The 24,949-nt window shown below is 61.9% G+C and carries 26 protein-coding genes; 18 read left to right on the top strand and 8 right to left on the bottom strand.

The window, feature by feature from the left end; translation table 11 throughout:
• Positions 1-4: 4 nt before the first annotated feature.
• Both ACR0BA_RS11170 and ACR0BA_RS11165 read left to right on the top strand, forming a co-directional pair.
• The gene (locus ACR0BA_RS11170) at positions 5-2,908 is read left to right on the top strand and encodes a DNA translocase FtsK (protein WP_480727968.1); all 2,904 of its coding nucleotides are present in this window, start codon (positions 5-7) and stop codon (positions 2,906-2,908) included.
• A gap of 39 nt (positions 2,909-2,947) precedes the next feature.
• Complete coding sequence (locus ACR0BA_RS11165) at positions 2,948-3,544, top strand: LolA family protein (RefSeq protein WP_170433996.1); 597 nt, start codon at positions 2,948-2,950, stop codon at positions 3,542-3,544.
• Positions 3,545-3,556: 12 nt separating this feature from the next.
• On the opposite strand, the gene ACR0BA_RS11160 is transcribed toward ACR0BA_RS11165, so the two are convergent.
• Entirely contained in the window at positions 3,557-4,138 is a 582-nt protein-coding gene (locus ACR0BA_RS11160; protein ID WP_093964271.1) for a transglycosylase SLT domain-containing protein, read from the bottom strand.
• Positions 4,139-4,325: 187 nt separating this feature from the next.
• Here ACR0BA_RS11160 and hspQ point away from each other — a divergent pair, with 187 nt between their 5' ends.
• Positions 4,326-4,652, top strand: a complete 327-nt coding sequence (hspQ, locus tag ACR0BA_RS11155; RefSeq protein WP_170341320.1) for a heat shock protein HspQ — start codon at positions 4,326-4,328, stop codon at positions 4,650-4,652.
• A 24-nt stretch (positions 4,653-4,676) separates the two neighbouring features.
• Here hspQ and ACR0BA_RS11150 read toward each other — a convergent pair whose 3' ends face one another.
• The 3 genes from ACR0BA_RS11150 to ACR0BA_RS11140 all read right to left on the bottom strand — a co-directional run bounded on the left by ACR0BA_RS11150 (position 4,677) and on the right by ACR0BA_RS11140 (position 7,263).
• A complete protein-coding gene (locus ACR0BA_RS11150) occupies positions 4,677-6,254 on the bottom strand; it encodes a gamma-glutamyltransferase family protein (protein WP_480727967.1) in 1,578 nt (525 codons plus the stop codon).
• 188 nt (positions 6,255-6,442) lie between these two features.
• Positions 6,443-6,904: an ATP-binding protein gene (locus ACR0BA_RS11145; RefSeq protein ID WP_480727966.1), complete on the bottom strand. Its 462-nt coding sequence runs from the start codon at positions 6,902-6,904 to the stop codon at positions 6,443-6,445.
• A 20-nt stretch (positions 6,905-6,924) separates the two neighbouring features.
• Positions 6,925-7,263: an STAS domain-containing protein gene (locus ACR0BA_RS11140; protein ID WP_170342291.1), complete on the bottom strand. Its 339-nt coding sequence runs from the start codon at positions 7,261-7,263 to the stop codon at positions 6,925-6,927.
• A gap of 100 nt (positions 7,264-7,363) precedes the next feature.
• On the opposite strand from ACR0BA_RS11140, the gene ACR0BA_RS11135 reads away from it, so the two are divergent.
• The gene (locus ACR0BA_RS11135; protein WP_170600123.1) at positions 7,364-8,536 is read left to right on the top strand and encodes an acetyl-CoA C-acyltransferase; all 1,173 of its coding nucleotides are present in this window, start codon (positions 7,364-7,366) and stop codon (positions 8,534-8,536) included.
• 73 nt (positions 8,537-8,609) lie between these two features.
• Positions 8,610-9,065, top strand: a complete 456-nt coding sequence (locus ACR0BA_RS11130; RefSeq protein ID WP_170342295.1) for a GAF domain-containing protein — start codon at positions 8,610-8,612, stop codon at positions 9,063-9,065.
• A gap of 5 nt (positions 9,066-9,070) precedes the next feature.
• Here the strand turns inward: ACR0BA_RS11130 and ACR0BA_RS11125 are convergent, their stop codons facing one another.
• Together ACR0BA_RS11125 and ACR0BA_RS11120 are read right to left on the bottom strand one after the other, a co-directional pair.
• A complete protein-coding gene (locus tag ACR0BA_RS11125; RefSeq protein WP_480727964.1) occupies positions 9,071-9,967 on the bottom strand; it encodes a cation diffusion facilitator family transporter in 897 nt (298 codons plus the stop codon).
• 50 nt (positions 9,968-10,017) lie between these two features.
• Positions 10,018-10,278, bottom strand: a complete 261-nt coding sequence (locus ACR0BA_RS11120) for a DUF1294 domain-containing protein (RefSeq protein WP_480727963.1) — start codon at positions 10,276-10,278, stop codon at positions 10,018-10,020.
• 115 nt (positions 10,279-10,393) lie between these two features.
• Between ACR0BA_RS11120 and ACR0BA_RS11115 the strand changes: the two genes are divergently transcribed.
• The 10 genes from ACR0BA_RS11115 (at position 10,394) to rarD (ending at position 21,582) form a co-directional block, all read left to right on the top strand.
• On the top strand, positions 10,394-10,963 hold the full coding sequence (locus ACR0BA_RS11115) for a helix-turn-helix domain-containing protein (protein WP_480727961.1): 570 nt from the start codon (positions 10,394-10,396) through the stop codon (positions 10,961-10,963).
• A complete protein-coding gene (locus ACR0BA_RS11110; RefSeq protein WP_480727960.1) occupies positions 10,963-11,586 on the top strand; it encodes a LysE family translocator in 624 nt (207 codons plus the stop codon). Before ACR0BA_RS11115 ends, ACR0BA_RS11110 begins: the two co-directional genes overlap by 1 nt.
• 4 nt (positions 11,587-11,590) lie before the next feature.
• Complete coding sequence (locus ACR0BA_RS11105) at positions 11,591-11,971, top strand: GFA family protein (protein ID WP_170342302.1); 381 nt, start codon at positions 11,591-11,593, stop codon at positions 11,969-11,971.
• A 15-nt stretch (positions 11,972-11,986) separates the two neighbouring features.
• Complete coding sequence (locus tag ACR0BA_RS11100) at positions 11,987-14,434, top strand: GcvT family protein (protein ID WP_480727959.1); 2,448 nt, start codon at positions 11,987-11,989, stop codon at positions 14,432-14,434.
• Positions 14,435-14,449: 15 nt separating this feature from the next.
• Positions 14,450-14,926 carry a cupin domain-containing protein gene (locus ACR0BA_RS11095; RefSeq protein WP_093964282.1) on the top strand — a complete coding sequence of 159 codons (477 nt, stop codon included), beginning with the start codon at positions 14,450-14,452 and terminating at the stop codon, positions 14,924-14,926.
• Between the two features lie 12 nt (positions 14,927-14,938).
• Positions 14,939-15,991, top strand: coding sequence for an alcohol dehydrogenase family protein (locus ACR0BA_RS11090; RefSeq protein WP_480727957.1), 1,053 nt, complete (start codon positions 14,939-14,941; stop codon positions 15,989-15,991).
• 12 nt (positions 15,992-16,003) lie between these two features.
• The gene (locus ACR0BA_RS11085) at positions 16,004-16,897 is read left to right on the top strand and encodes a homocysteine S-methyltransferase family protein (RefSeq protein WP_480727956.1); all 894 of its coding nucleotides are present in this window, start codon (positions 16,004-16,006) and stop codon (positions 16,895-16,897) included.
• A gap of 9 nt (positions 16,898-16,906) precedes the next feature.
• A complete protein-coding gene (locus ACR0BA_RS11080; protein WP_480727955.1) occupies positions 16,907-17,890 on the top strand; it encodes a GlxA family transcriptional regulator in 984 nt (327 codons plus the stop codon).
• 87 nt (positions 17,891-17,977) lie between these two features.
• The gene (locus ACR0BA_RS11075) at positions 17,978-20,431 is read left to right on the top strand and encodes a GcvT family protein (protein ID WP_480727954.1); all 2,454 of its coding nucleotides are present in this window, start codon (positions 17,978-17,980) and stop codon (positions 20,429-20,431) included.
• Positions 20,432-20,676: 245 nt separating this feature from the next.
• The gene (gene rarD / locus ACR0BA_RS11070; RefSeq protein ID WP_170457390.1) at positions 20,677-21,582 is read left to right on the top strand and encodes an EamA family transporter RarD; all 906 of its coding nucleotides are present in this window, start codon (positions 20,677-20,679) and stop codon (positions 21,580-21,582) included.
• On the opposite strand, the gene ACR0BA_RS11065 is transcribed toward rarD, so the two are convergent.
• Together ACR0BA_RS11065 and ACR0BA_RS11060 are read right to left on the bottom strand one after the other, a co-directional pair.
• Positions 21,573-22,280, bottom strand: a complete 708-nt coding sequence (locus ACR0BA_RS11065) for an SGNH/GDSL hydrolase family protein (RefSeq protein ID WP_342355335.1) — start codon at positions 22,278-22,280, stop codon at positions 21,573-21,575. The genes rarD and ACR0BA_RS11065 overlap by 10 nt on opposite strands.
• Positions 22,281-22,287: 7 nt before the next feature.
• On the bottom strand, positions 22,288-22,698 hold the full coding sequence (locus ACR0BA_RS11060) for a nuclear transport factor 2 family protein (RefSeq protein WP_093964288.1): 411 nt from the start codon (positions 22,696-22,698) through the stop codon (positions 22,288-22,290).
• A gap of 94 nt (positions 22,699-22,792) precedes the next feature.
• Here ACR0BA_RS11060 and ACR0BA_RS11055 point away from each other — a divergent pair, with 94 nt between their 5' ends.
• The 3 genes from ACR0BA_RS11055 to ACR0BA_RS11045 all read left to right on the top strand — a co-directional run bounded on the left by ACR0BA_RS11055 (position 22,793) and on the right by ACR0BA_RS11045 (position 24,921).
• A complete protein-coding gene (locus ACR0BA_RS11055; RefSeq protein ID WP_480727951.1) occupies positions 22,793-23,440 on the top strand; it encodes an RluA family pseudouridine synthase in 648 nt (215 codons plus the stop codon).
• A gap of 129 nt (positions 23,441-23,569) precedes the next feature.
• Positions 23,570-24,241, top strand: coding sequence for a YiaD family glycine zipper/OmpA-like lipoprotein (locus ACR0BA_RS11050; RefSeq protein ID WP_170341353.1), 672 nt, complete (start codon positions 23,570-23,572; stop codon positions 24,239-24,241).
• 137 nt (positions 24,242-24,378) lie between these two features.
• Positions 24,379-24,921, top strand: coding sequence for an NADPH-dependent FMN reductase (locus ACR0BA_RS11045; RefSeq protein WP_170360860.1), 543 nt, complete (start codon positions 24,379-24,381; stop codon positions 24,919-24,921).
• The last annotated feature ends 28 nt before the right edge of the window (positions 24,922-24,949 follow it).

Raw genomic sequence — 24,949 nt, 5'->3', positions numbered from 1 at the left:
GCACATGGCATCTTACAACGCGCGCAACCGCGACCCATTGTTGGACAGCACCACCCAGGCCGCGATCGAGCGGCGCAGCAAGGAACTGATCGGGATCGCCCTGATCCTGGCCGGCCTGGCCGCCGCGGCGATGATCTGGTCCTACACGCCGGATGATCCGAACTGGATGGTCTCGACCGACGCGCCGGTGCAGAACTGGTTGGGCCGGTTCGGCGCTTCGATCGCCGCACCGTTGTTCATGATCGTGGGCTGGGGCAGCCTTGGCATCGCGCTGGTGCTGGTCGGCTGGGGCGTGCGCTTTACCGGCCATTTCGGCGAGGATCGCGCCGTGGCCCGCTTGATTTTCGCGCCGATCTGGATCGCCGTGCTCTCGGTCTATGCCGCAACCCTGGTGCCCGGTGCCGAATGGCGCGCGACGCACAGCTTTGGTCTTGGCGGTCTGTTCGGCGATACGGTGATGGGCGCGCTGCTGACGCTGTTGCCGCTCTCGTCGCATTTCATGGTCAAGCTGATGTCACTGGCCATGGCGGCCGGCATGCTGGCATTGGGCGTCTTTGTGCTGGGTTTCACCAAATCGGACGTCCGGCGCGGGTTCCGGGCTTTCCTGCTGGGTCTGGTGATGGCCTATGACATGCTGATGACTGCGCTGGGGCAGGGGGCTTCGGCCACGGCCCGTGCGGCGCAGGCGCGCCGGGAAAAGTGGCAGGAACGCAAGGCAACCCAGGCCGCCGGTGCCGAATTCGAGGATGAACTGGCCTATGCCGATCCGGTCTTTGAAGAGCCCGAGATCGCAGCCCCCGAGCCCGTCAAAACGGGCCTGCTTGCGCGCATGCCTGGCCTGATCCGCCGCCCCGAACCGATGCCCGAACCCGAACTGGTCGATCCGGAACCCGTTACCGGATATGACGAGATGCCGGGCGAGGACCGGATCCGCTCGAAGATCTCCGCGGTGATCCAGAACCGCAAGGTCGCCACCGGTGAAATCGCGCCCGAGCCCGATCCGAACCGCCCGCTGACCAAGGGGCGCGGCCGTGGTCCCGACCCGCTGATCCTGACTGCGCCGCGAGCGGGCAACCTTCCGCCCGAACCTCCGCTGACTGCTGCCGGGCTCCCGCCCGAGCCGCCGTTGACAGGTCACCCGGCGCAGCCTTCTGCGGAAATGGAGACGTTCGCGGAAGACCCGGTCTCGGCCTATGCGCCGGAGGATGTCGACGACGATCAGGTGTTCGAGGATGCAGAGGACCCAATCGCCGAGGCACGCCCGGCATTGAAGATCCCGGTTGCCGAACCGCGCAAGCCGGTCGTGGCGCAACCCGTCCGGCGCAACGTCCTGCCGTCGCGACGGGCTCAGGCCGAAGCGCAGCCCAGCCTGTCTTTCGAAGAGCGGCACACGGATTTCGAACTGCCGCCGCTCAGCCTGTTGACGAACCCGTCGGGCATTCAGCGTCATCACCTCAGTGACGAAGCGCTGGAGGAAAACGCGCGGATGCTGGAGAACGTGCTGGATGATTATGGGGTCAAAGGCGAGATCGTCAGTGTCCGCCCCGGCCCTGTCGTCACGATGTACGAGTTGGAACCCGCACCGGGCCTGAAAGCCAGCCGCGTGATCGGGCTGGCCGATGATATCGCCCGGTCTATGTCGGCACTGTCCGCGCGGGTCTCGACCCTGCCCGGACGTTCGGTCATCGGCATCGAACTGCCCAACGAGAACCGCGAGATGGTGGTCCTGCGCGAAATCCTGGCAAGCCGCGATTTCGGCGACGGCACCCATGCGCTACCGCTGGCGCTGGGCAAGGATATCGGCGGAGACTCGGTCGTGGCCAACCTGGCCAAGATGCCCCACCTGCTGATCGCCGGGACGACCGGTTCGGGCAAGTCGGTGGCGATCAACACAATGATCCTGTCGCTGCTGTACAAGCTGACACCGGACGAATGCCGCCTGATCATGATCGACCCCAAGATGCTGGAACTTTCCGTCTATGACGGCATCCCGCATCTGCTGTCGCCGGTCGTGACCGACCCGAAAAAGGCGGTGGTTGCCCTGAAATGGGTCGTCGGCGAAATGGAGGACCGCTATCGCAAGATGTCCAAGATGGGCGTGCGCAACATCGCCGGCTACAACGGCCGGGTGAAGGACGCGCTGTCCAAGGGCGAGATGTTCAGCCGCACGGTCCAGACCGGGTTCGACGACGAAACCGGAGAACCCGTTTTCGAGACGGAAGAGTTCGAACCCAAGGCCATGCCCTATATCGTCGTCATCGTCGACGAGATGGCTGACCTGATGATGGTGGCCGGCAAGGAGATCGAAGCCTGCATCCAGCGTCTGGCGCAGATGGCGCGGGCTTCGGGCATCCACCTGATCATGGCCACGCAGCGGCCCTCGGTGGACGTCATCACCGGCACGATCAAGGCCAATTTCCCGACCCGGATCTCGTTCCAGGTGACGTCGAAAGTCGACAGCCGGACCATCCTGGGCGAGATGGGGGCCGAACAGCTGCTGGGGCAGGGCGACATGCTGTACATGGCTGGCGGCGCCAAGATCACTCGCTGCCACGGGCCGTTCGTGTCGGATGAAGAGGTCGAGGAGGTCGTGAACCACCTCAAGCAGTATGGCCCGCCCGACTATGTCGGCAGCGTGCTGGACGGCCCGTCCGAGGACAAGGCCGACAATATCGACGCGGTTCTGGGGCTGAACACTGGCGGTAACACCAATGGTGAGGATGCCCTGTACGATCAGGCGGTTGCCATCGTGATCAAGGATCGCAAGTGTTCAACCTCGTACATCCAGCGGAAACTTGCCATCGGCTACAACAAGGCTGCACGGCTGGTCGAGCAGATGGAGGACGAAGGCGTTGTTTCGGCAGCAAATCACGTGGGCAAACGCGAAATCCTCGTCCCGGAACAGTAGGATATTTAATAACAAGGGCAGAGCGCATATCTGTGTGTCATGAAACAGATTGCCTTTGCCCTTGCCCTTGCTTTGACTGCCCCTGCAGCCTGGGCCGCCGACAAGCTTCCCTTGTCGCAGATCTCGAACTATCTGAACGGATTGAAGGCCGTTCAGACGACGTTTACCCAAGTCAACGATGACGGATCGCTGAGTACCGGCAAGCTGTGGCTGCAGCGCCCCGGAAAGATGCGGTTCGAATACGATCCGCCCAACAGTGCGGTCGTGTTGGCCAATGCCGGCACGGTGATGGTGTTCGACCCCAAATCAAACCAGCCGCCCGAGCAGTACCCGTTGAAGCGCACACCGCTGTCGCTGGTTCTGGCGCGCAACGTGAACCTGTCGCAGGCCAACATGGTAGTCGGCCACACATTTGATGGCACAGCCACGGTCGTCACCGCGCAGGACCCGAAAAACCCCGAGTCCGGGCGGATCGAGCTGATGTTCACGGCAAATCCGATCGAGTTGAGGAAATGGGTCATCTACGACAACGCCGGGGGTCAAACCACGGTGCTGCTGGGTCCCCTCGACGAAGATGTCAGAATCGACAGCGGCCTGTTTTCGAACAAGGCGCGGCGCGGGTCAGAAAACCGCTGACCCGCGGCTCTTTCAGTAGCGGCAGCTGGACAGCTGCGCCTGGTACATCTGCGCACGTGCGTCCACGTCATTGGCCACGTTCAATAGCCAGGTCTTGCCGTAGTGGCTGCCGCGTGCGTAACCCGCGCGACCTTCGTGATACGCCAGATACTGGTTCCGCGTGTCGCTGGTCGAGATTCCGATCTTCTGGCTGCTTTTGTTCATGTACCAACCGACGAAATCTGACGCGTCACGAATGCGGTCACGCTTGGCGCGCCGCTTCCCGGTTTCGCGCTGGTACTCTTCCCAGGTTCCGTCCAGGGCCTGGCTGAAGCCATAGGCGCTGCTCTGACGGCCCATCGGAATTACTCCCAGAACATATTTGTGGGGCGTCCGCGCGTCGTGACGATAGCGGCTTTCTTGGTAGATGGTTGCCATCTGGACATGAACCGGAACACCCCATTTGCGTTCCGTGCTTTTGAATGCCTTGATCATGTCCGGCCGCTCGCGTGCGATGGCGCAAGCGTCATTGAGGTTGCTGGGCGGACGCTGTGCGCCGCCCCCACAGGATGCCAAAAACAGCACCCCGAAGAGTACGAGAAGTTTTCTGCTCATGTGCCTCGTGCCTTTTTTCTTTATTCTAGCGCAGATTGCAGGCCGAGGAAATCACAATCGTATAAGAAACCCTGCAGCAGGCCGACGACTGTCAGGCATAGGTTCACAGACTGTTTCCGCGAATTTCAGATCAATGATTGGCAATTGCCGGCGGAAAGGTTTAGTAAGTGCCTTGGGGGCTGAAACAATGCTGAAGACACATGCAAAGTACCGCCTGGGCCAGGTGGTTCGTCACAAGAAACATCCCTTCCGAGGGGTGATTTTTGACGTGGATCCGGAATTTGCAAATACCGAGGAATGGTACGAGGCAATTCCCGAAGACAGCCGCCCGATCAAGGATCAGCCGTTCTACCATTTGCTGGCCGAGAACGATCAATCCTTCTATGTGGCTTATGTATCAGAGCAAAATCTGATTGCCGACCAGTCTGGCGAACCTGTTGATCATCCTGATATTCCCAACATGTTCGGGCCGTTTCAGGACGGCAGCTATCCGCTGCACTTCCAACTGAACTGATACGGTGTTGACGCCGTTGCGGCGTCAGTAACCCAAAGCGCAACCGTCCTTTCGGGGGTCGCTGGCGCCCTCCAATACTCCGCTTTGACGGATTCGGATCGCCTGGGCGCCGCCCAGAGGCGTTTCCGTTTCGACGACATTGTGCCCCATTTCCGACAATTGTTGCGCGATCCTGCGATCGTAACTGGGTTCGATCTTCAAGATCGAACCGTCGGCAAAAACGCGGGGTGCGTCGACGGCGTGCTGCAGCCCCAAGTCGAAATCCAGAAGGTTGGAAACCAGGCGCGCGTGGCCTGTCGGCTGATAGGCCCCGCCCATCACGCCGAACGGCATGGCTATCTGCCCGTTTTGCTTCAGTATCGCGGGAATGATTGTGTGCATCGGGCGCTTGCCGCCGCCCAGCTCGTTCGGATGTCCCGGTTCAAGGTTGAAACCACATCCGCGGTTCTGCAGGAGAATGCCAAACTTTTCCGAGGCGATGCCCGATCCGAAGCTGTGGAAGATGGAGTAGATCAGAGAAACAGCCATACGATCCCGGTCGACGACCGTGACATAAACCGTGTCCTTGTGCACCGCTTCGGTCAGCGGGGCGGCGGCGGTCATGGCGCGCCGGGGATCAATCAGCTCGGCCAGCTTTGCCGCCGTTTCCGGCGCCAGAAAATGTTCCATGCGCGACGACTGATCCGGGTCGGCGATGAACCGGTTGCGTGCATCGTAGGCCAGCTTGGTCGCCTCGGCTTCGATATGCGCCCGTTCGGCGCCCCACGGGTCCATGCCTGCAATGTCGAAATGCTTGAGGATGTTGAGAAGCAGGATCGCAGTCGCGCCTTGTCCGTTCGGCGGATGTTCCAGCAGTTCAGCGTTGCGGTAGTCACCTCCGACCGGTGAGGCTTCGATGAACTTTGTGTCGTGAAAGTCCGTGGCCGAATGAACACCGCCTCGGGAATTCAACGCGGCCAGCATGTCATCGGCGATTTCGCCCTCGTAAAAGGCGTCACGTCCCCTTCGGGCCACGCGACGCAGGACTTCTGCCTGACCCGGAGCGCGAAACACCTGACCTGTCGTTGGGGCGCGGCCGTCGATCAGATAGTGATCCCGGGCTGCGCCCTGCAGCGTTTCGGCCCCGATCGACCAGTCATGCGCGACGCGAGGTGCAACCGGAACGCCCGTTTCGGCATAGTGAATTGCAGGTTGAAGAAGGGCCTCGATCCCCAATCGACCCTCGGCCTCTGACAGTTGGCAGAATGCGTCAACAGCCCCGGGGATCGTCACCGCTTCGGGGCCGTCAAGTGGCACCGCAGCCAACCCACGGGCCCGCAGATCTTCGGCCGAGGCGCCAGCGGGCGCCCGCCCGGATCCGTTCAGCGCGCGCACCTTCGTTTCGCCGGCGCGATTGTAAAGAGCGAAACAGTCGCCACCCAGACCTGTCATCTGCGGTTCGCAGATGCCCAGAAGTACGCCCGCGGCAATGGCTGCGTCCATCGCGTTTCCGCCGCGGCCCAGAATGTCCAGCGCCACCTTTGCAGCCAGCGGATGCGAGGTTGCGCACATCCCTTCGGTCGATAAAACCTCGGAACGGCCGGGGGCGTGGAAATCGCGCATGGAATGGGTCTCCTCCTGAACGCGTCGACACTAGGGTGCCGTTGGCTGATGTCCAGTCATTTCAAGGAGAAGGTCCTCGGCGCCGTTCACTGGGTGGGGGCTGTGACACATGGCGCCGAGGGAAGCTATCTGAGCTACCCCTTGTTTCTGCCGGTCGTTTGCGGCGCGACAATGGTCCGATCTGGGCGTTATTGTGGCCGATCCGCTTTTTTTGTGCGCTCAAACCGCAAGAATAGCAGGTTTTGGCCGTTTCTGCGGTCATACCGCACCTCGTCGGCCAATGTGCGGATCAGGAACCAACCGAATCCACCTTCGGGCAGGTTTGAAGTATCGGTTTCCACACTGGCGGGAATACCATCAGGCATCTTCAGGCCGGGCAAGGGGTGCCCGGTGTCAGTGATCTGGACCTCCAGGTAATCTTTGGAGTCCAGCACGGAAACCCGAACCATTCCGGGCGCGCGCTCAGCATAGGCGTGTTCGACAACATTGTTGATCGCCTCGGCCAACACGATCGTGATGTCGGCAGTCTTTTGCCCCGGCAAACCGAGATTCGACAGCCCCGCGTGCAACGAAGCGATGGCGCGGCTGGCCTCGGCTTCGACGGCAGGGAACGCCACTTCGAGTCGGCCGTCTTCGCAGTTGACTGTCACGCCATTTGCCCCCTGACGCTTCACTCCAACTCGGAGGCCAGCGCGTCATCCAAGTTGGGATGCAGTTTGAAAACCGTATCCATCCGCGTCAGCCGAAAAACCTTGGCCACGACAGGCTGCAATCCTGCCAGTTCCAGCCTGCGCCCATTTCCAAGTTGCTTCATGGACGCCACGATCGCGCCCAATCCACTGGAGTCTATGAACTCGACCGCAGACAGGTCCAGGATGATCCGACCGGCGCCATCTGCGGTTTGGGTCCGCATGTCTTCCTTGAACTGTATCGCCATGGCGGCGTCGATGCGGGCGGCGTCGACTGTGATGATCTGCGTCTCGCCTGTCGTTTTGCTGCTCAGTGCCACGTGACTCCCCTCGGATTCCGTCGATCGATCGTAGAAATACGCTAGACGGCATTTCTTACCATTCGGTATCCAAGCACTCGACAAAAGGAGGAGTCGTCACATGAAAGAGGTTGTGATCGCTGGTGCGGCCCGGACGCCGATGGGCGGGTTTCAAGGAATGTTCGACGGCGTGCCTGCGGCGGAACTGGGTGGCGTCGCCATTCGCGCGGCGCTTGAAAACGCCAAGACGCAGACGGTCGACGAGGTTTTGATGGGCTGCGTTCTGCCCGCCGGTCAGGGGCAGGCTCCGGCGCGGCAGGCAGGGTTTGCGGCAGGTCTGGGTGAAGAGGTGCCTGCGACCACGCTGAACAAGATGTGCGGGTCGGGCATGAAGGCGGCGATGATGGCGTTCGATCAGATCGCGCTTGGCCATGCAGACTCGATGGTTGCGGGTGGGATGGAAAGCATGACGAATGCGCCCTACTTGCTGCCCAAGATGCGCGGCGGGGCTCGTATCGGTCACGGCCAGGTGGTGGATCACATGTTCCTGGACGGGTTGGAAGATGCCTATGACAAGGGCCGCCTGATGGGCACTTTTGCCGAAGACTGCGCCGAGGCTTATCAATTCACCCGAGAGGCGCAAGACGAATACGCGTTGAAATCGCTGTCGAATGCGCTCGAAGCGCAGGCCAGCGGGGCCTTCTCGGACGAGATCGCAGCCGTCACGGTCCGAAGCCGCAAAGGTGAAATCATTCAGGATTCGGACGAGCAGCCCAAATCGGCGCGGCCGGAAAAGATACCGACGCTGAAGCCGGCATTCCGCAAGGATGGCACGGTGACGGCGGCCAATTCCTCGTCAATCTCGGATGGCGCAGCGGCGCTGGTTCTTGCTGCGGCTGACACGGCCGAGGCGCGCGGCCTGAATGTACGTGCCCGCATCCTGGGCCACGCGAGCCACGCCCAGGCGCCCGGCCTTTTCACCACGGCTCCGGTCCCGGCCGCGCAGAAGCTGCTGGAACAGATCGGTTGGAGCAAGGACGACGTGGACCTGTGGGAAGTGAACGAGGCGTTTGCCGTTGTTCCGATGGCCTTCATGCACGAAATGGGCCTGCCGCGCGACAAGGTCAACGTCAACGGTGGCGCCTGCGCCCTTGGTCATCCGATCGGTGCCTCAGGTGCACGCATCATGGTGACGCTTCTAAATGCACTCGAGAAGCGTGGCCTGAAGCGCGGAGTGGCCGCGATCTGCATCGGAGGCGGCGAAGGCACCGCAATCGCGATCGAGCGGGTTTGACGCTTTGGCATTTTGCCATTAGCTGAACCGGGCCGCAGAGGTTGCGGCCCGGTTGCACATTGGAAATGACCCCATGAAAGCTGACTACGCGCTCTTGTCCAAAACCATCGAAGCCCTGACGGAAGGTGAAACTGACCAGGTCGCTCTGATGGCCACCGTCGCCTGCGAGGTGCATCACAGCGACGACCGCTTTGACTGGACAGGGTTTTACCGTGTGACCGAGCCGGAGTTGTTGAAGATCGGACCCTATCAAGGCGGGCATGGGTGTTTGGTCATTCCGTTCTCGCGCGGGGTCTGCGGGGCAGCAGCGCGGACCGGAGAGGTTCAGCTGGTCCCGGATGTGGATGCGTTTGAGGGGCACATTGCCTGTGCCTCGTCGACCCGGTCCGAATTGGTTCTGCCGGTGCGGGACTCTGCGGGGCAGGTCATCGGGGTCTTTGATATCGACAGCGATCAGCCCGATGCGTTCGAGCAGGCCGATGCCGATGGGCTGTCGCGTATCCTCGCGCAGGTTTTCGGGCGTCTGTAGAACCTTTATTCCGGTTCGATTCCCGAGGCTTTGAGCTGAGAGTCCGGCTCCACGTGAATGATGGTCCGGGCCTCGGGCAGCTTTTCGGCGATTGCATCTTCGATCGCGTCACAGATGTCGTGGGCGTCACCGACTGTCATGTTGCGATCGACGACCAGATGAAATTCGATGAACACGGCTTTGCCGGCCCGTCGGGTGCGCAGATCGTGGATCTGCAAGGCTCCCTGAGACGAGTTCCGAACGGCGGCCTCGATGATGTCCGTGTCCTCGGTGTGGGCAGCTGAATCCATCAGATCTCCGGCCGAATGGAAAATGACCTTCCAACCTTCGCGCAGAATATTCGCGGCCACCAGAATGGCCAGCAACGGGTCAAGAACGGCCCAGCCTGTGAGCAATACCAGGATCAGTCCCAACAAGACCCCGGCCGAGGTCCAGACGTCGGTCATCAGGTGGCGCCCATTGGCGGTCATGGCCGGCGAGCGCCGTTTCTGACCCGCCGAGATCAAGACGCGGGCCCAGACCAGGTTCAGGACCATGGCCGCTGCGTTCACGGCCAGTCCGATCGGTCCGAGCTGGTCCAGGTGAGGCGCGAACAAGGCGCCCCAGGCTTCCTGAATGATCAGGATTGCGGCAAGAACGATCAGGGTCCCCTCGGCGATGGCCGAGAAGTTCTCGGCCTTGTGATGTCCGAAAGGGTGATTGCTGTCGGCAGGACGCTCTGCCATCCGAATGGCAAACCACGCCAGCAGCGCGCCGACCACGTTGACCAAAGACTCCATTGCGTCGGAATACAGAGCGACCGACCCGGTCAAATGCCATGCCAGGACCTTGAGCAGCAGCACCAGCAGGGACACCGCCACTGACCCGATGGCCAGCGCCTGGGACGAAGTTCTGTCAAACATGTGCAACCATTGCCCGATCGCACTGCCAATTGCCAGTTTCAAACAGAACTTTAGGTGAGGAACAGGTAGATCGCGCCCGCCTGCAGAGCCGCAATGGCATACAGCAGAGTCGTCAGTCGCTTTTTTCGGGTCTTGTGCCCGAATATCCAGCGACCCAACAAAGCTGCGGGGCTGCCGCCCAACAGCGCCAGTCGCAAAAGCCACTTCTCCGGGACACGCCGCCTGCGTCGGATCGCCCGCAGCTTGTCCCAGCCGAACATCAGCAAAGTCAACGCGTTGATGGCCCAGAAATACAGAATGACGATCCACATTCCGCAGCCATAGCGTGGAAGGATCAGGATCGGTAGTGAAAAATCCCTTGGAATTTTCACCGATTCGGGACATCGTGAAAAATGTGACGTAAATTTCATGAATCGGGGGGGTAGCGTGAACGACCAGGCCCATATCGCTGCGACGCTGGGGGCGGACATTCGCGCGCTGCGCAAGGCGCGCGGGCTGACGCTGACCGATATCGCTTCGCGGTTGGACCGGTCGGTGGGCTGGCTCAGCCAGGTCGAGCGCGATTTGTCTGCTCCGTCGATCTCGGATCTGCGCCTGATCGCGGAATGCCTGGGCGTGCCGATGTCGATGCTGTTCGCCCATACCGGCGTTCTGGCCGAGGAACAGGGCTATGTGGTGCGCGCCGGTTCGCGCCGGCCGATGGGGTCGGGCGAGGAAGGGCTGATCGAGGAATTGCTGTCGCCCGACCTGACCGATGATTTCGAGATGGTGCATTCCACCTTTGAGCCCCATTCCCGGATGCAGACCCCGGCCAACCGTCCGACGCAGGAGGTTGGATACATGATCTCGGGCCGTCTCGACCTTACGATCGGAGGCCGAAATTTCACCGTCGGCGTCGGGGACAGCTTTCGGATCAAGCACGAACCCTATCAATGGGCGAACCCTTACGACCAACCCGCCGTGGCCGTCTGGGTGATCGCTCCGCCGGTGTACTGATGAGCTTTGAGGCCTGGACCATTTTCGCGCTGTTCTGGGTGGTGTTCGTGACCACGCCGGGTCCGAATGCGGTGAATTGCATCTCGAACGGGATGAGCCTGCCATTTCCCAAGGCGATGCTTGGGGTTCTGGCGATCCTGACCCAAGCCAGCGCATTTCTGATCCTGTCGGCTCTGGGGGTGACAGCCCTGATCGCGGCCTCGCCAACCGGGTTTTTCGTGGCCAAGCTGATCGGGGCGGGGTTCCTGATCTGGATGGGACTCCGGGGGTGGATGAACGCCGCGCGTCCCGCGCCGGCCAGCCAGCGCCCGGCCCGCCATGTCTACCTCCATGCCTTGGCCGTCGCCACGATCAATCCAAAGAGCGTCGCAGGTTACCTGGCCGCGTTTTCCCAGTTCGTGCAGCCTGATGTGCCGATCTGGCAGCAAATGGCGATCATCATGCCGACGGCGCTGATCATCACGACGCTCAGCTACACCGGGTTCACACTGTTGGGTGCGGTGATGGGGCGGGCGGCGCTGGGCGCCGTGTTCAACGTCTGGGTGCGCCGCATCATGGCCACCTGTTTCATCATCTATGGCGTCCTGCTGGGAACCAGCGCGACACCTGCAGGAAAGGGATAGAGCCATGCAAAAAGGATCGTGCCTTTGCGGTTCGGTGGCCTTCACGATCAACGGAGAGCTGTCACCGCCCTCGGCCTGCCACTGCGGGCAATGCCGTCGGCAGTCAGGGCATTATTGGGCCTCGACCGCGACCCACCAGGACAACCTGACCCTGAACAGCAGTGATACGCTTGGATGGTTTCAGGCTTCGGACACGGCCCGGCGTGGTTTCTGCAAGGCATGCGGAAGCTTTCTGTTCTGGCAGCACAAGGACGAAGACACGATTTCAGTTTCGATGGGGGCTCTGGACCAGCCCACTCAGTTGAAACTGGCCCGCCACATCTTCGTGGCGGACAAGGGCGACTACTACGACATCACGGATGAACTGCCCCAAAGGGCACAATGACAGGGATCTAGAAAAATGAGCGATTTTCCGACCAAGGCCCGCGTGGTCATCATCGGTGGCGGCGTCGTAGGGGCGTCCTCGCTGTACCATTTGGCCAAAAAGGGCTGGACCGACTGCGTTCTGCTGGAAAAGAACGAGCTGACCGCAGGGTCGACCTGGCACGCGGCGGGCAACGTGCCGACCTTCTCGACCTCGTGGGCGATCATGAACATGCAGCGCTATTCGACCGAGCTGTATTCACGTCTTGGCGAAGAGGTCGACTACCCGATGAACTACCACGTGTCCGGCTCGATCCGTCTGGCGCACAGCAAAGAGCGGATGCAGGAGTTCCAGCGGGCCATGTCGATGGGCCGCTACCAGGGAATCCCGATGGAAATGTGGACGCCGGAGCAGGCCAAGGAACGCTACCCGTTCCTGGAAACTCATGATCTTGAGGGCGTTCTGTATGACCCGACCGATGGGGACATCGACCCTGCGCAGCTGACCCAGGCGCTGGCCAAGGGCGCACGCGACATGGGGCAGAAGATCATCCGGTTCTGCCCGGCCACCGGCGTGACCCAGCATGACGACGGCACCTGGACCGTCCACACCGAAAAAGGCGACATCGACTGCGACTATGTCGTCAACGCGGCCGGCTACTACGCGCAGCGCGTGGGCGAATGGTTCAAACCCTTTGGCGGCCGCACCGTGCCCGCGATGGTCATGAGCCACCAGTACCTGCTGACCGACGAGATCCCCGAGGTCGAAGCCTGGTCCAAGGAAAACGGTGGCAAGCTGCCGCTGCTGCGCGACGTGGATATCTCCTACTACCTGCGACAGGAAAAGCACGGCTTCAACCTTGGCCCATACGAGCCCAATTGCAAGGGCCACTGGATGACCGAGGACGACCCGATGCCTGAGGATTTCAGCTTCCAGTTGTGGAACGACGATCTGGACCGGATCGAGGACATCGTCACTGACGCGATGGAGCGGGTGCCGCTGATGGCGACCTCGGGCGTGGGCCGCGTGATCAACGGGCCGATCCCCTATGCGCCCGACGGCCTGCCGCTGATCGGGCCGATGCCCGGCGTCAAGAACGCCTTCGAGGCGCATACCTTCACCTTCGGCATCGCCCAAGGCGGCGGTGCAGGCAAGGTGCTGGCCGAATGGATCGTGGATGGCGCCACCGAATGGGACATGTGGGCCGTCGATCCGCGCCGCTATACCGACTACACCGATCAGGACTACTGCAACCAGAAGGGCATGGAGGTTTATGGCAACGAATACGCCATGCACTTCCCCCGTCACGAATGGCCCGCCGCGCGCGACAAGAAGCTGTCGCCGGTTCACGCTAAGGTCAAGGAACTGGGCGGCGTCATGGGGGCCTACAATGGCTGGGAGCGCGCCAACTGGTTCGCGCAGCCGGGGGACGACACCTCCGACGAAAGCACCCACACCTGGGGCCGGTCCGGCCCGTGGGAGCAGCGGATCAAGGAAGAATGCGAGGCCGTGCGCGACCATTGCGGCGTGCTCGACCTGCCGGGTTTCTCGCGGTTCGTCGTCAAGGGCGAGGGCGCGGCCGAGGCGCTGCGCGGGCTGGTCACCGGCGGCCTGCCCAAGGTGGGGCGGATCAACCTGGTCTACATCGCCGACGATCGCGGCCGCATCCTGACCGAGATGTCCTGCATGCGTCTGGGCGAGGATGACTTCGTGATGATCACCGCCGCCACCGCGCAATGGCACGACCGCGACATCCTTGTGAACGCGATGCCCGCGGGTGTCACGGTCGAGGACGTGACCACCACCCGCGATACGCTGATCGTGACCGGTCCGAAATCGCGCGAGATCCTGTCGGGCCTGACCGATGCCGACCTCTCGCTGGGCTGGCTGACCCATCAGGCCGCCACCGTGGCCGGGCAACCCGCCCACCTGATCCGCGTGTCCTTCGCCGGCGAACTGGGTTGGGAGGTGCATGCGCTGAACGAGCATATGCCCGCGATCTATGATGCGATCCTTGCCGCCGGGGCCAAGCCGTTCGGCATGTATGCGCTGAACAGCCTGCGCATCGAAAAGGGATACCGCGCGTGGAAGGGCGATCTCAGCACCGACTACTCGTTGCTGGAAGGCGGGCTGGAACGCTTCGTCAAGTTCGACAAGCCGCAGGACTTCCCGGGCAAGGCCGCGTTGCTGGCCGAAAAGCAGCGTGGAGTGAAGAAGTCTTTCGTCACGCTGGTCGTCGAGGCCGGTGACTGCGATGCGCCTTACATGTCCTGCATCTGGCAGGGCGATCAGATCGTGGGCGAGACCACGTCGGGCGCCTGGGGCTATCGTGTCGGCAAGTCCGTCGCGCTGGGCATGATCAAGGCCGATCTGGCCAACCCGGGCACCGAGCTCGAGGTGGAAATCTACGGCGAAAAGTGTCGCGCCGTGGTACAGGAGGATCAGCCGCTGTGGGATCCCGTAAACGAGCGGCTGCGCGCCTGACACAAGGAGGCCCATATGCGCCCGCGATATTCCAAGCAGGGACCCGGTGAGGGTCCCAACTATGACTGGGAGAACGACCATACCTTCGTGAAGGTTTCCGGTCAGGACACGGGCGGGGCGTACACCCTGATGGAAGACAACTTGAAGGCCAGCTTCGCGCTTGGCCTTCATCGCCACGACAGCCACGCCGAGACTTTCTATTTTCTCGAGGGCGCCGTGGATTTCTATGTCGACGGAGATTGGCACCTGTGCACGCCGGGCACCACCATGCATGTTCCGCCGGGTGTGCCGCATGCTTGCCGGGTGGCCGACAACAAACCGGCACGGATGCTCATGATCTTTCAACCCTCCGGGTTTGACGGCTTCCTTGCGGAACTGGCAACCATGACCCAGGCAGATTTTGAGGACGAGGCCAAGATGGCCGATCTGAATGCCCGCTACGACATCGTGCCGATGGGGCCGGTTCCACCCCATCCCGACGACCAGACCTGAGAAGCCAGCGAAATGAATGCTCCAAAGTCGATGTGCGGTGTCTATCTGACCGGTCACGGTGGTCCAGAAGTTCTGGAATGGCGTGAGGATATTCCGGTTCCGGTGCCCGGGCCCGGGCAGGTTCTGGTCCGCGTGGTCGCGGCAGGCGTCAACAACACCGACATCAACACGCGGATTGGATGGTATTCCTCGGACGTCACCGGCGCGACGGACGCGGTTGACCAAGAGGTCGAAGCCGGCGGTTGGGGCGGCGCGCTGTCCTTTCCCCGCATTCAAGGCGGAGATCTTTGCGGCATAGTCGAGCAGATCGGGCCGGGTGCCGGCTTCAAACCGGGGCAACGCGTGACCTGCCCGATCAACCTGCCGCGCCCGCGCCCGGGTAACCCGACAGGCTTCATCGCGCTGGGGTCCGAGATCGACGGGGCTTTTGCGCAATACTGCCTGCTCGAGGCGGATGACCTCTACGACGTGACCGCCGCACCGCTGTCGGACGTGGAAATCGCCGCCATCCCTTGTGCGTTCGGGACGGCCGAGAACCTGTTGACCCGCGCGGGCGTAACCGCCGGGCACAAGGTGCTGATCACCGGCGCCTCGGGCGGTGTCGGGCTGGCGGCCGTGCAATTGGCAGCCTTGCGGGGAGCAACCGTGTGGGGGGTGACCAGTGCGGCCAAGGCCGAAGTGGTGCGGGCGCAGGGTGCGGCTGGCACGTTCGACCGCGACGCGCCGCTGCCGCCGGACAGCTTTGACGTGGTGATCGACGTGGTCGGCGGCCCGGTCTTTCCCGGCCTGATCCTGGCACTGAAGCCGGGCGGCCACTATGCCGTCTCGGGCGCCATCGCCGGGCCGATCGTGCAGGCCGACCTGCGCGAAATCTACCTGCGGGACATCACGATCCACGGCTGCACCCATCAGGCTTTCGAGGTCTTCGGTCGGTTGGTCGAGTTGATGAACGCGGGTCGGATCAAGCCGTTGATTTCCAAGACGTACCCGCTGCGCGAGATCGTGCAGGCGCAGACGGACTTTCAATCAAAGACCCTGCCCGGAAAGCTGGTTCTCATACCGTAAGGAGGCAACGAGATGGCAGACATCACGCTGTTGGATGGTTCGATCGGTCAAGAGCTGGTCAAACGTCGTGGCGAACAGCCAACCGCCTTGTGGTCAACCCGCGTAATGATCGACGAGCCCGGGTTGGTCGGAAAGATCCATCGGGAATATTTCGACTGCGGGGCAACCGTCGCGACAACAAACACCTACGCCGTGCACCGCTCTCGCCTCGTACGAGCGGGGATCGAGGACCAGCTGGAGCAACTCATCGATGCGGCTCTGACACAGGCCGAACTGGCGCGCGATGGGCGGGCGGGGCGTATCGCCGGCGCGCTGGGTCCCTTGCTGGCCACCTATCGCCCCGATCTGAACCCCGATCCCGACGAGGCCGCGCAGAAATTCGCGGAACTGGTGCGATTGATGCAGATCCGGGTGGACCTGTTTCTGATCGAAACCGTCTCGTCCGTGACCGAGGCCGAAGGCGCCCTGCGTGGAACCGAAGGCTGTGGCAAGCCGGTTTGGCTGGCCCTGTCGGTCATGGACGAGGACGGTACGCGGCTGAGGTCGGGCGAACCGCTGGGCGCGATCGCGCCACTGGTCGAACGCTTCGATCCCCAGGCGGTTCTGATCAATTGCACCCGGCCCGAGGCGGTGCCCGCGGCGCTTGAGATCCTTGCTACACTTCAAAGACCTTTCGGTGCCTACGCGAATGGCTTCACCCGGATTTCTGACGGCTTCCTGAAAGACGCTCCGACAGTCGACGCGCTGGAAGCGCGCCACGATCTCGACCCGTCGGCCTATGCCGCACATGCCATGAGTTGGGTTGACCAAGGGGCCACCATCATCGGTGGATGCTGCGAAGTGGGCCCTGAGCACATCGAAGCTTTGGCCAATGCCTTGCGCTCGGCCGGGCACAGGATCGTGTGAGTGGCGGGGATGGCGGAGAAACCGGACCCTGGAAAACCCGACAGCGTCAAGGCGCAATGGCATTTTGACATCATCACCGCGCCGGGCTTCGTTCTGCTGGAACTGGCGTCGGTGGTGGATGTGCTGCGTCTCGCCAATCGGGTTTGTCCGCACCCGCCGTTCACTTATGCCTATCGGTCGCTCAAGGGGGGGACCATCGTCAGCAGCAGCGGCGCCAGCATTCCGACCCAGCCCGTTACGCGCCAACCGGACGCCGACTATCTGTTCGTGATCGGCAACACCGACCCGGACCAGCCCGAGCTGTCGCTGGGCCGGGTTGTGTCCGACTATACCTATCGCGGTGCGCAGGTCTTTTTGCTGGCCGAGGCCGCCAGCCGATACATCGACGAACACGGAACGCCCGACATGGCAACACATTGGGAAAACGCGTCGATCTTCCGCGAACGCGGTGCCCGGTTCGAGGCTAAGCTTTCGATCGCGACCGAGCAGGGCCCGGTCGTGACCTGCGCGGGAATGGGGGCCACGACCGATATTGCTTTGGCGGTGATCGGGCGTCACATCTCGGGGCCGGCCAAGATGACGGTGGCTGACATCATGCTGCACGAACACATCCGCGACTTTTCGTCGTTGCAGCCGTTTTCGGGCGCCAAGACGACAACGACCGGGGACGCCCGGCTGGATCAGTGCATCAAGTTGATGCAGGCCAATATCGAAGATCCGTTACCCATCAATCAACTGGTCGAAGAGCTTGGAATGTCGAACCGCTCGCTGGAGCGCAAATTCAAGACATTCTTCGGCACCACGCCGAACGGGTTCTATCGGGAGATGCGGTTGGCCAAGGCCAACAACCTGCTTTTGAATACCACTATGAGCGTACGTGAAATCGGCCTTGCCTGCGGCTTTCCCAACGGGTTCTCATCCGTTTACAAAAGCTTTTTCGGGATCACGCCATTCGCTCTGCGCCGCCAGAAACGCCAATCGGCGCTGCGGTGATTTTTGTGCCGTAGTTGACGTTTTTGCTGCATTCTTTGTCGCCTGTTCGTGACACTCTTATGCCGACTCGAGATTGGAGACTTCGGAATGGTTGATCTTCCCAGCAAGGCCCGCGTGGTGATCATCGGTGGCGGTGTGATCGGATGTTCGGTGGCCTATCACCTGACCAAGAAGGGCTGGAGCGACGTTGTTCTGCTGGAGCGCAAGCAGCTGACCAGCGGCACGACCTGGCACGCGGCTGGCCTGATCGCCCAACTGCGCGCCACCGCGAACATGACCAAATTGGCGAAATACAGCCAGGAACTCTATGGCGCGCTCGAGGAGGAAACCGGCGTCGCCACCGGCTTCAAACGCTGCGGCTCGATCACCGTGGCGCTTACGGATGAGCGCAAGGAAGAGATCTACCGCCAGGCCGCCATGGCCCGCGCCTTCGGGGTCGAGGTCGAAGAGATCTCGAACGAGCGGGTGGCCGAGCTTTATCCGCATCTGAATCTGGATGGGGTCAAGGGCGCCGTCTATCTGCCGCTGGACGGCCAGGGCGACCCGGCCAATATCGCGCTGGCGCTGGCCAAGGGTGCCCGTCAGCGCGGCGCCGTCGTCAAGGAACGGGTCAAGGTCACCGAGATCGCAAAGCAGGGCCGCAAAGTTACCGGCGTCGACTGGGTGGCGGATGATGGCAGCGCCTCGGGCCATATCGAGTGTGACATGGTGGTCAACTGCGCCGGCATGTGGGGGCATCAGGTGGGGCGCATGGCGGGCGTGAACGTTCCGCTGCATGCCTGCGAGCATTTCTACATCGTGACAGAGGGCATCGACGGCCTGACCCAGCTTCCGGTTCTGCGGGTGCCGGACGAATGCGCGTATTACAAGGAGGACGCCGGGAAAATCCTGCTGGGCGCCTTCGAGCCGAATGCCAAGCCCTGGGCCATGAACGGAATTCCCGATAGTTTCGAGTTCGACCAACTGCCCGAGGATTTCGACCATTTCGAACCGATCCTCGAGGCCGCCTGCAACCGGATGCCGATGCTGGCCGAGGCCGGGATTCATACCTTCTTCAACGGCCCTGAGTCCTTCACGCCCGACGACGCCTATCACCTTGGGCTTGCGCCCGAGATGGACAATGTCTGGGTCGCGGCCGGGTTCAACTCGATCGGGATCCAGTCTGCGGGCGGCGCGGGCATGGCGCTGGCCGAATGGATGGACAGCGGCGAGAAACCCTTTGACCTGGGCGACGTGGACGTCAGCCGGATGCAGCCCTTCCAGGGCAACAAGCAGTATCTGTTCGAGCGGTCCAAGGAAACGCTGGGCCTGCTCTATGCCGACCACTACCCCTACCGGCAAAAGGCCACGGCGCGCGGCGTGCGCCGGACGCCGTTCCACCATCACCTGAAAGAAAACGGGGCCGTCTTTGGCGAGCTGGCAGGCTGGGAGCGCGCGAACTGGTTTGCCAACGAGGGGCAGGAACGCGAATACCGCTACAGCTGGAAACGCCAGAACTGGTTCGAGAACTCGGCCGCCGAACACCGCGCGGTGCGCGAGAACGTGGGCATGTATGACATGTCTTCCTTCGGAAAGATCCGGGTCGAAGGCCCCGATGCCCAGGCTTTCATGAACTATATCGGTGGCGGCGACTACGCGGTTCCAAACGGCAAGATCGTCTACACCCAATTCTTGAACCGGCATGGCGGGATCGAGGCAGACGTGACCGTGACCCGCCTTTCCGAGACCGCCTATCTGGTCGTGACCCCGGCGGCGACGCGACTGGCCGACCAGACGTGGATGATGCGTCATTCGGGCAATTTCAATGTGGTCATCACCGATGTCACGGCAGGCGAAGGCGTTCTGGCGGTGATGGGGCCCAACGCGCGGACCTTGCTTGAAAAAGTTTCGCCCAACGACTTCTCGAACGCGGCAAACCCATTTGGCACCGCGCAGGAAATCGAGATCGGAATGGGCTTGGCACGCGTTCACCGCGTGACCTATGTGGGCGAACTTGGGTGGGAGATCTACGTGTCGTCGGATATGGCCGGGCACGTTTTCGAAACGCTGCACGAGGCCGGGCAAGACATGGGCCTGAAGCTGTGCGGTATGCACATGATGGACAGCTGCCGGATCGAAAAGGGCTTCCGTCACTTCGGTCATGACATTACCTGCGAAGATCACGTTGTGGACGCCGGTCTCGGCTTTGCCGTCAAGGTGGACAAAGGATGTGATTTCATTGGCCGAGATGCGGTGATTGCCCGCAAGGACAGCGGCCCCCACAGCCGCCTGGTGCAATTCAAGCTGACCGACCCTGAACCGCTGCTGTTCCACAACGAACCGATTATCCGCGATGGCGAATATGTGGGTTACATCAGCTCAGGAAACTATGGCCACACTTTGGGTGGCGCGATCGGCATGGGTTATGTCCCCTGCAAGGGCGAAAGCGCGGCCGACGTGCTGTCCTCGACATACGAGATTGACGTCTGTGGAGTTAAGGTCCGCGCCGAGGCGTCGCTCAAACCCATGTACGATCCGAAATCCGAACGTGTGAAGGTCTGATGGCGGGTTGGGGGCGTTGCTCCCATGCAATTGCATAGCGCCGGACGGAGGTTCTTGACGAGGCCTCTGTCTGGCCACGACTTTAGCGAAAAACAAAGCAGAGCCGAACATGGTTCTGCCGGTCGCACACCGGACGATAGGGCCGCCGACTCATCACAATTCGTTATGGGCGTCTTCAAGCTTTTCTGAGTTTCAATGGCAAAGGACTTTGCCTAAAGACGGGAGGTATCAGCTGGAGACCATTCATGGCCGAGCGCCCGACCCAAACCCAGAACACGGATTCGCCAAAAGGCCTTGCGCTGGCTGTTACGGCGTACGTTCTTTGGGGTTTTCTGCCGCTCTACATGAAGGCAATGGCGCATATCGGTCCCGTCGAAATCGTGGCGCATCGCATCATCTGGTCGGTACCGGTGGCCGGGCTGTTGCTGGTCGCGCTGGGGCGAACGGGTGATCTGAAGGCGGCGCTGCGCGATCCGCGCATGTTGGGAATGGCATGCCTGACGGCGGCCCTGATTTCAGTGAACTGGGCTATCTACGTCTGGGCGATCGCCAGTGGCAACGCTCTGGACGCGGCGCTGGGGTATTATATCAACCCGCTGTTCAGCATAGCGCTGGGAGCGATCCTGCTGCGCGAGTCCCTGACCCGAACACAGTTGATTGCTGTGGGGCTTGCCGCCTTGGGCGTTCTGGTTCTGGTGGTCGAGGCCGGCCGTCTGCCATGGGCGGCGCTGGGGTTGATGGTCAGCTGGGGATTTTATGCGTTCTTCAAGCGCTCGTTGCCCATCGGACCAAACCAGGGATTCCTGCTTGAAGTTCTGATTTTGCTGGTTCCCGCGCTGGCTTACGTGACCTGGTTGGGCGTGCAGGGCACCGGACATTTTGGAGGTGCCGCATCGGATACCATGCTATTGGCCGGGGCGGGTATCGTGACCGCCGTTCCGCTGCTGGTCTATGCCAACGGGGCCAAGCTGGTGCGACTTTCGACCATGGGCATCCTGCAGTACATCGCGCCGACCATGATATTCATCACGGCGATCACGCTGTTTGGTGAGCAGATCGACCGCGGGCGTATGATTGCCTTTCCGCTGATCTGGGCCGCACTGGTAGTCTATTCAGTGCCCATGATCCGTCAGGTGCGCGGTCAGACCTGATCGAGGATCAATCGCGCGGCCTGCTCGGCCCAAAGGCGATAGGCTTTGGGGCTTGGGTGATAGCCGTCCACAGCGGCCAAGGCCGGATCGTCGGGCAGGTGCAGCGCCAGATGCCGGGCCTTGGGGAAGCTCGCGATCACCTCTCTCAGCCCTTCGTCAAGGCGCGCGGATTGCCGACCCAGAACCCATGCCAAGGGCTGTGGCAAGGCCGGAAACCGATCCATCCGCGGGACGCCCGTCACGATCACAGTCCGCACGCCCAGATCGACGGTAAGCACGCGCATCAACTCGGCCTGCTGCCGTTTGAACCGGTTGCAGGTCACGGCTCGAGTGACGTCGTTGACGCCCAAGGCCGTAACAGCCGCGTCAAACTGGCCTTCTGTCCTGCGCAGGTCTTCGATCGCGTTACCGGTCGTGTGGCCGGTCGTTGCGACAAGGCGCCACTCAACGCTGAACTGGCGGCTGAGCAGTTTCACCAGCTGGCCCGACAGCGCCTGTTCCTGAGTGCCAGCCCCAACGCCTGCGGCTGAACTGTCGCCGGTGATCAGCAGGCGCAGTCTCGGCCCGCGGCCTTGCCGGCCCTCACGCGCACCAGCAGGTTCGGGCAGCTGCACGGCCCTTCGTCGCACCATCAGAGCCTGTGCCGCCAGCACCGGCAGCAGCGGAACTCTCAGAAGCTGATCGGCGGCAATGGGCACGGGTGGCTCAGCTCAAAGCGTTCCGAAATTCCAGGAACCGGGGGTCTTTCATGACGCGCGCCATCATGGCCTCGCGCAGGGCGCCAACGGTCTTGTAGGGACGCATGGCGACTTCGAATGTCTGAATCAGCCCGTCATCGTTGAGCGTGATCAGGTCAACGCCAACCGCGTCCAGTTCACCCACCTTGCATTGAAACTCCAATGCCCAGTCTTTGCCATCGCCCATGATCCGGCGGTAGCGAAACTCGGAAAAAACCTGTCCAACATGACCCAATACCGCCGCCACCGGGGCGCGGCCTGTCCAGGTGCTGTAGTAGGTCGGCGGAAGGAACTGCACGTCTTCGGCCAGCAATTCATGGATCAGGCTCTCGTCGCCCTTGGCGACCACTTCCTGCATTCGTTCGATCGTCGGGTGCATGTCATCTCCTCTGCCTGGCGCGAGAGTTGCCGAGAAGCCTTCTCATCGCAAGGACGACGTTGCGAGAGGCGGCGCCCTGCGATAGGCAGCCCGCATGAGCGATACCTATGATCCCCCCAAAACGCCGCTTGACGTGCTGCACGAGGATGCGCAGGTGATCGTGGTGAACAAGCCGGCGGGCCTGCTGTCGGTGCCCGGCCGTGGAGAGCACCTGGCCGATTGTCTGCTGGTCCGTGTCCAGGCCGCATTCCCGCAGGCCTTGCTGGTCCACCGGTTGGACCGCGATACCTCAGGCGTCATGATCTTTGCCCAGACCCCGCACGCCCAACGATATCTGGGACAGCAATTCGAAAACCGGCAGACACGAAAAACCTACGTCGCCCGTGTGTGGGGCCGGGTGGAACCAAAGACCGGCACGGTAGACTTGCCGTTGATCGTGGATTGGCCCAACAGGCCGCGCCAGATGGTGTGCCACGAGACTGGAAAGCCGGCGGTCACGGATTGGCGGGTCGTCCGGTACGACGGGGACACCACCCGCGTTCGCCTATTTCCAAAAACCGGTCGCTCGCACCAGTTGCGGGTCCATATGCAGGCACTGGGCCATCCGATCCTGGGCGACCCGTTCTATGCCGAAGGACCAGCGCGCGATTTCGCCAGGCTGATGCTTCATTCCGAGGAATTGCGCGTCAAACACCCCGAGGATGGCATATCGATGAAATTTCGCGCTCTGCCGGATTTCTGAGCGCCTTGAGGGCGGCGGGTATTCGCCGATCTCACGTTTTTGTCGCTTGAGCCTGTTTGTGTCAGGCGTGCTATAATCACGTCAAACACGTAACCCGGAAAAACGGGTGCAGGAGCAGAAGGTGAACCCATGAAAATTTCCAGATTCTTGCTGCCGGTCGGGCTGAGCGCCGCATTTGTGCTGGGGGCCTGTACCGACCCCGGTACGTTGCGGGTTCAGGACGACCCGAACCAGAACGCCAAGCAGGGAGCGTTGCTGGGCGGTCTGATTGGCGCCGGTGTTGGCGCCATCGCCAATGACTCGAACCCTGGGCTGGGTGCCGTTGCCGGTGCGGCCATCGGTGCTGCCGGCGGCGGGTTGATCGGCAACCAGTTGGACCGGCAGGCAGCCGAACTGCGTCAGCAACTGGCCAATGACGGTATCACGATCGTCAACGCCGGAGACCGGCTAATCGTCACGGTTCCGAATGACATCACCTTCGACACCGACAGCGCCACGGTCCGGCCTGCGCTGAGAGCGGATCTGGTCCGCGTGGGGCAAAACCTGGTGAACTATCCCAACTCGAACGTACAGATCATCGGGCACACCGACAGCGATGGTGAGGCCGGCTACAATCAGATCCTGTCCGAACGCCGCGCCAATGCGGTGGCGGATGTTCTGCAGGCCAATGGCGTCAGCTATGCGCGCATTGCCACGATCGGCCGCGGTGAAAACCAACCGATCGCCTCGAACCTGACGCCCGAGGGCAAGGCGCAGAACCGCCGGGTCGAGATCGTGATCGTGCCAAGCGGCAACGCCTGAGCCGATCATCAGCCAACTGCCGGGGGCCGCCGCGAGCGGCCCCTTTCTTTTTTGCACATTGACTGCGCGTCAGGCGGGCTATGGTTTGCGGTCGGGATGACTAAACTGCAGCCGAAACACATGACGGAGATATCCTGATGTCCGAACCGATCCTTCTGGGCCTGTCCGGCTCGTTGCGGCAGAACGCCACCAATCGACGCCTGATCCGTGAAGCGGCGCGCCTGTTCGGCGCGGGAACGTTCATCGAAGCTGATCTGAATCTGCCACTCTATGATGGAGATGCTGAGGAGGCCGAGGGGATCCCGGCCGAAGTTCAGATCCTGGCGGATCAGATCGCCGGTGCCCATGCGGTGGTCATTTCCACTCCGGAATACAACAAGGGGCCGTCAGGCGTTCTGAAGAACGCGCTGGACTGGGTCAGCCGGACCAAGGGCAATCCCTGGGCCGACAAACCGGTTGCGGTGATGTCCGCAGCGGCGGGCCGGGCCGGAGGCGAACGGGCGCAGATGATCCTGCGGTCTTTCATGGTGCCGTTTCAGCCGCGCATCCTGCAGGGCCCCGAAATTCATCTGGCCGACAGCTCGAACGAGTTCGACGATGCAGGTCGATTGCGCAGCGACCGGTACGAACGGACGCTGGGCCAGTTGATGGAGAAGCTGCGGGCCGAAGCAGGTTTCTGAGCCTTGTCGGGCTGGCCGAGCCTGCTTA

This window comes from Ruegeria sp. CI5 (assembly GCF_056536885.1).
This window is presented reverse-complemented; position numbering and strand designations above follow the sequence as displayed.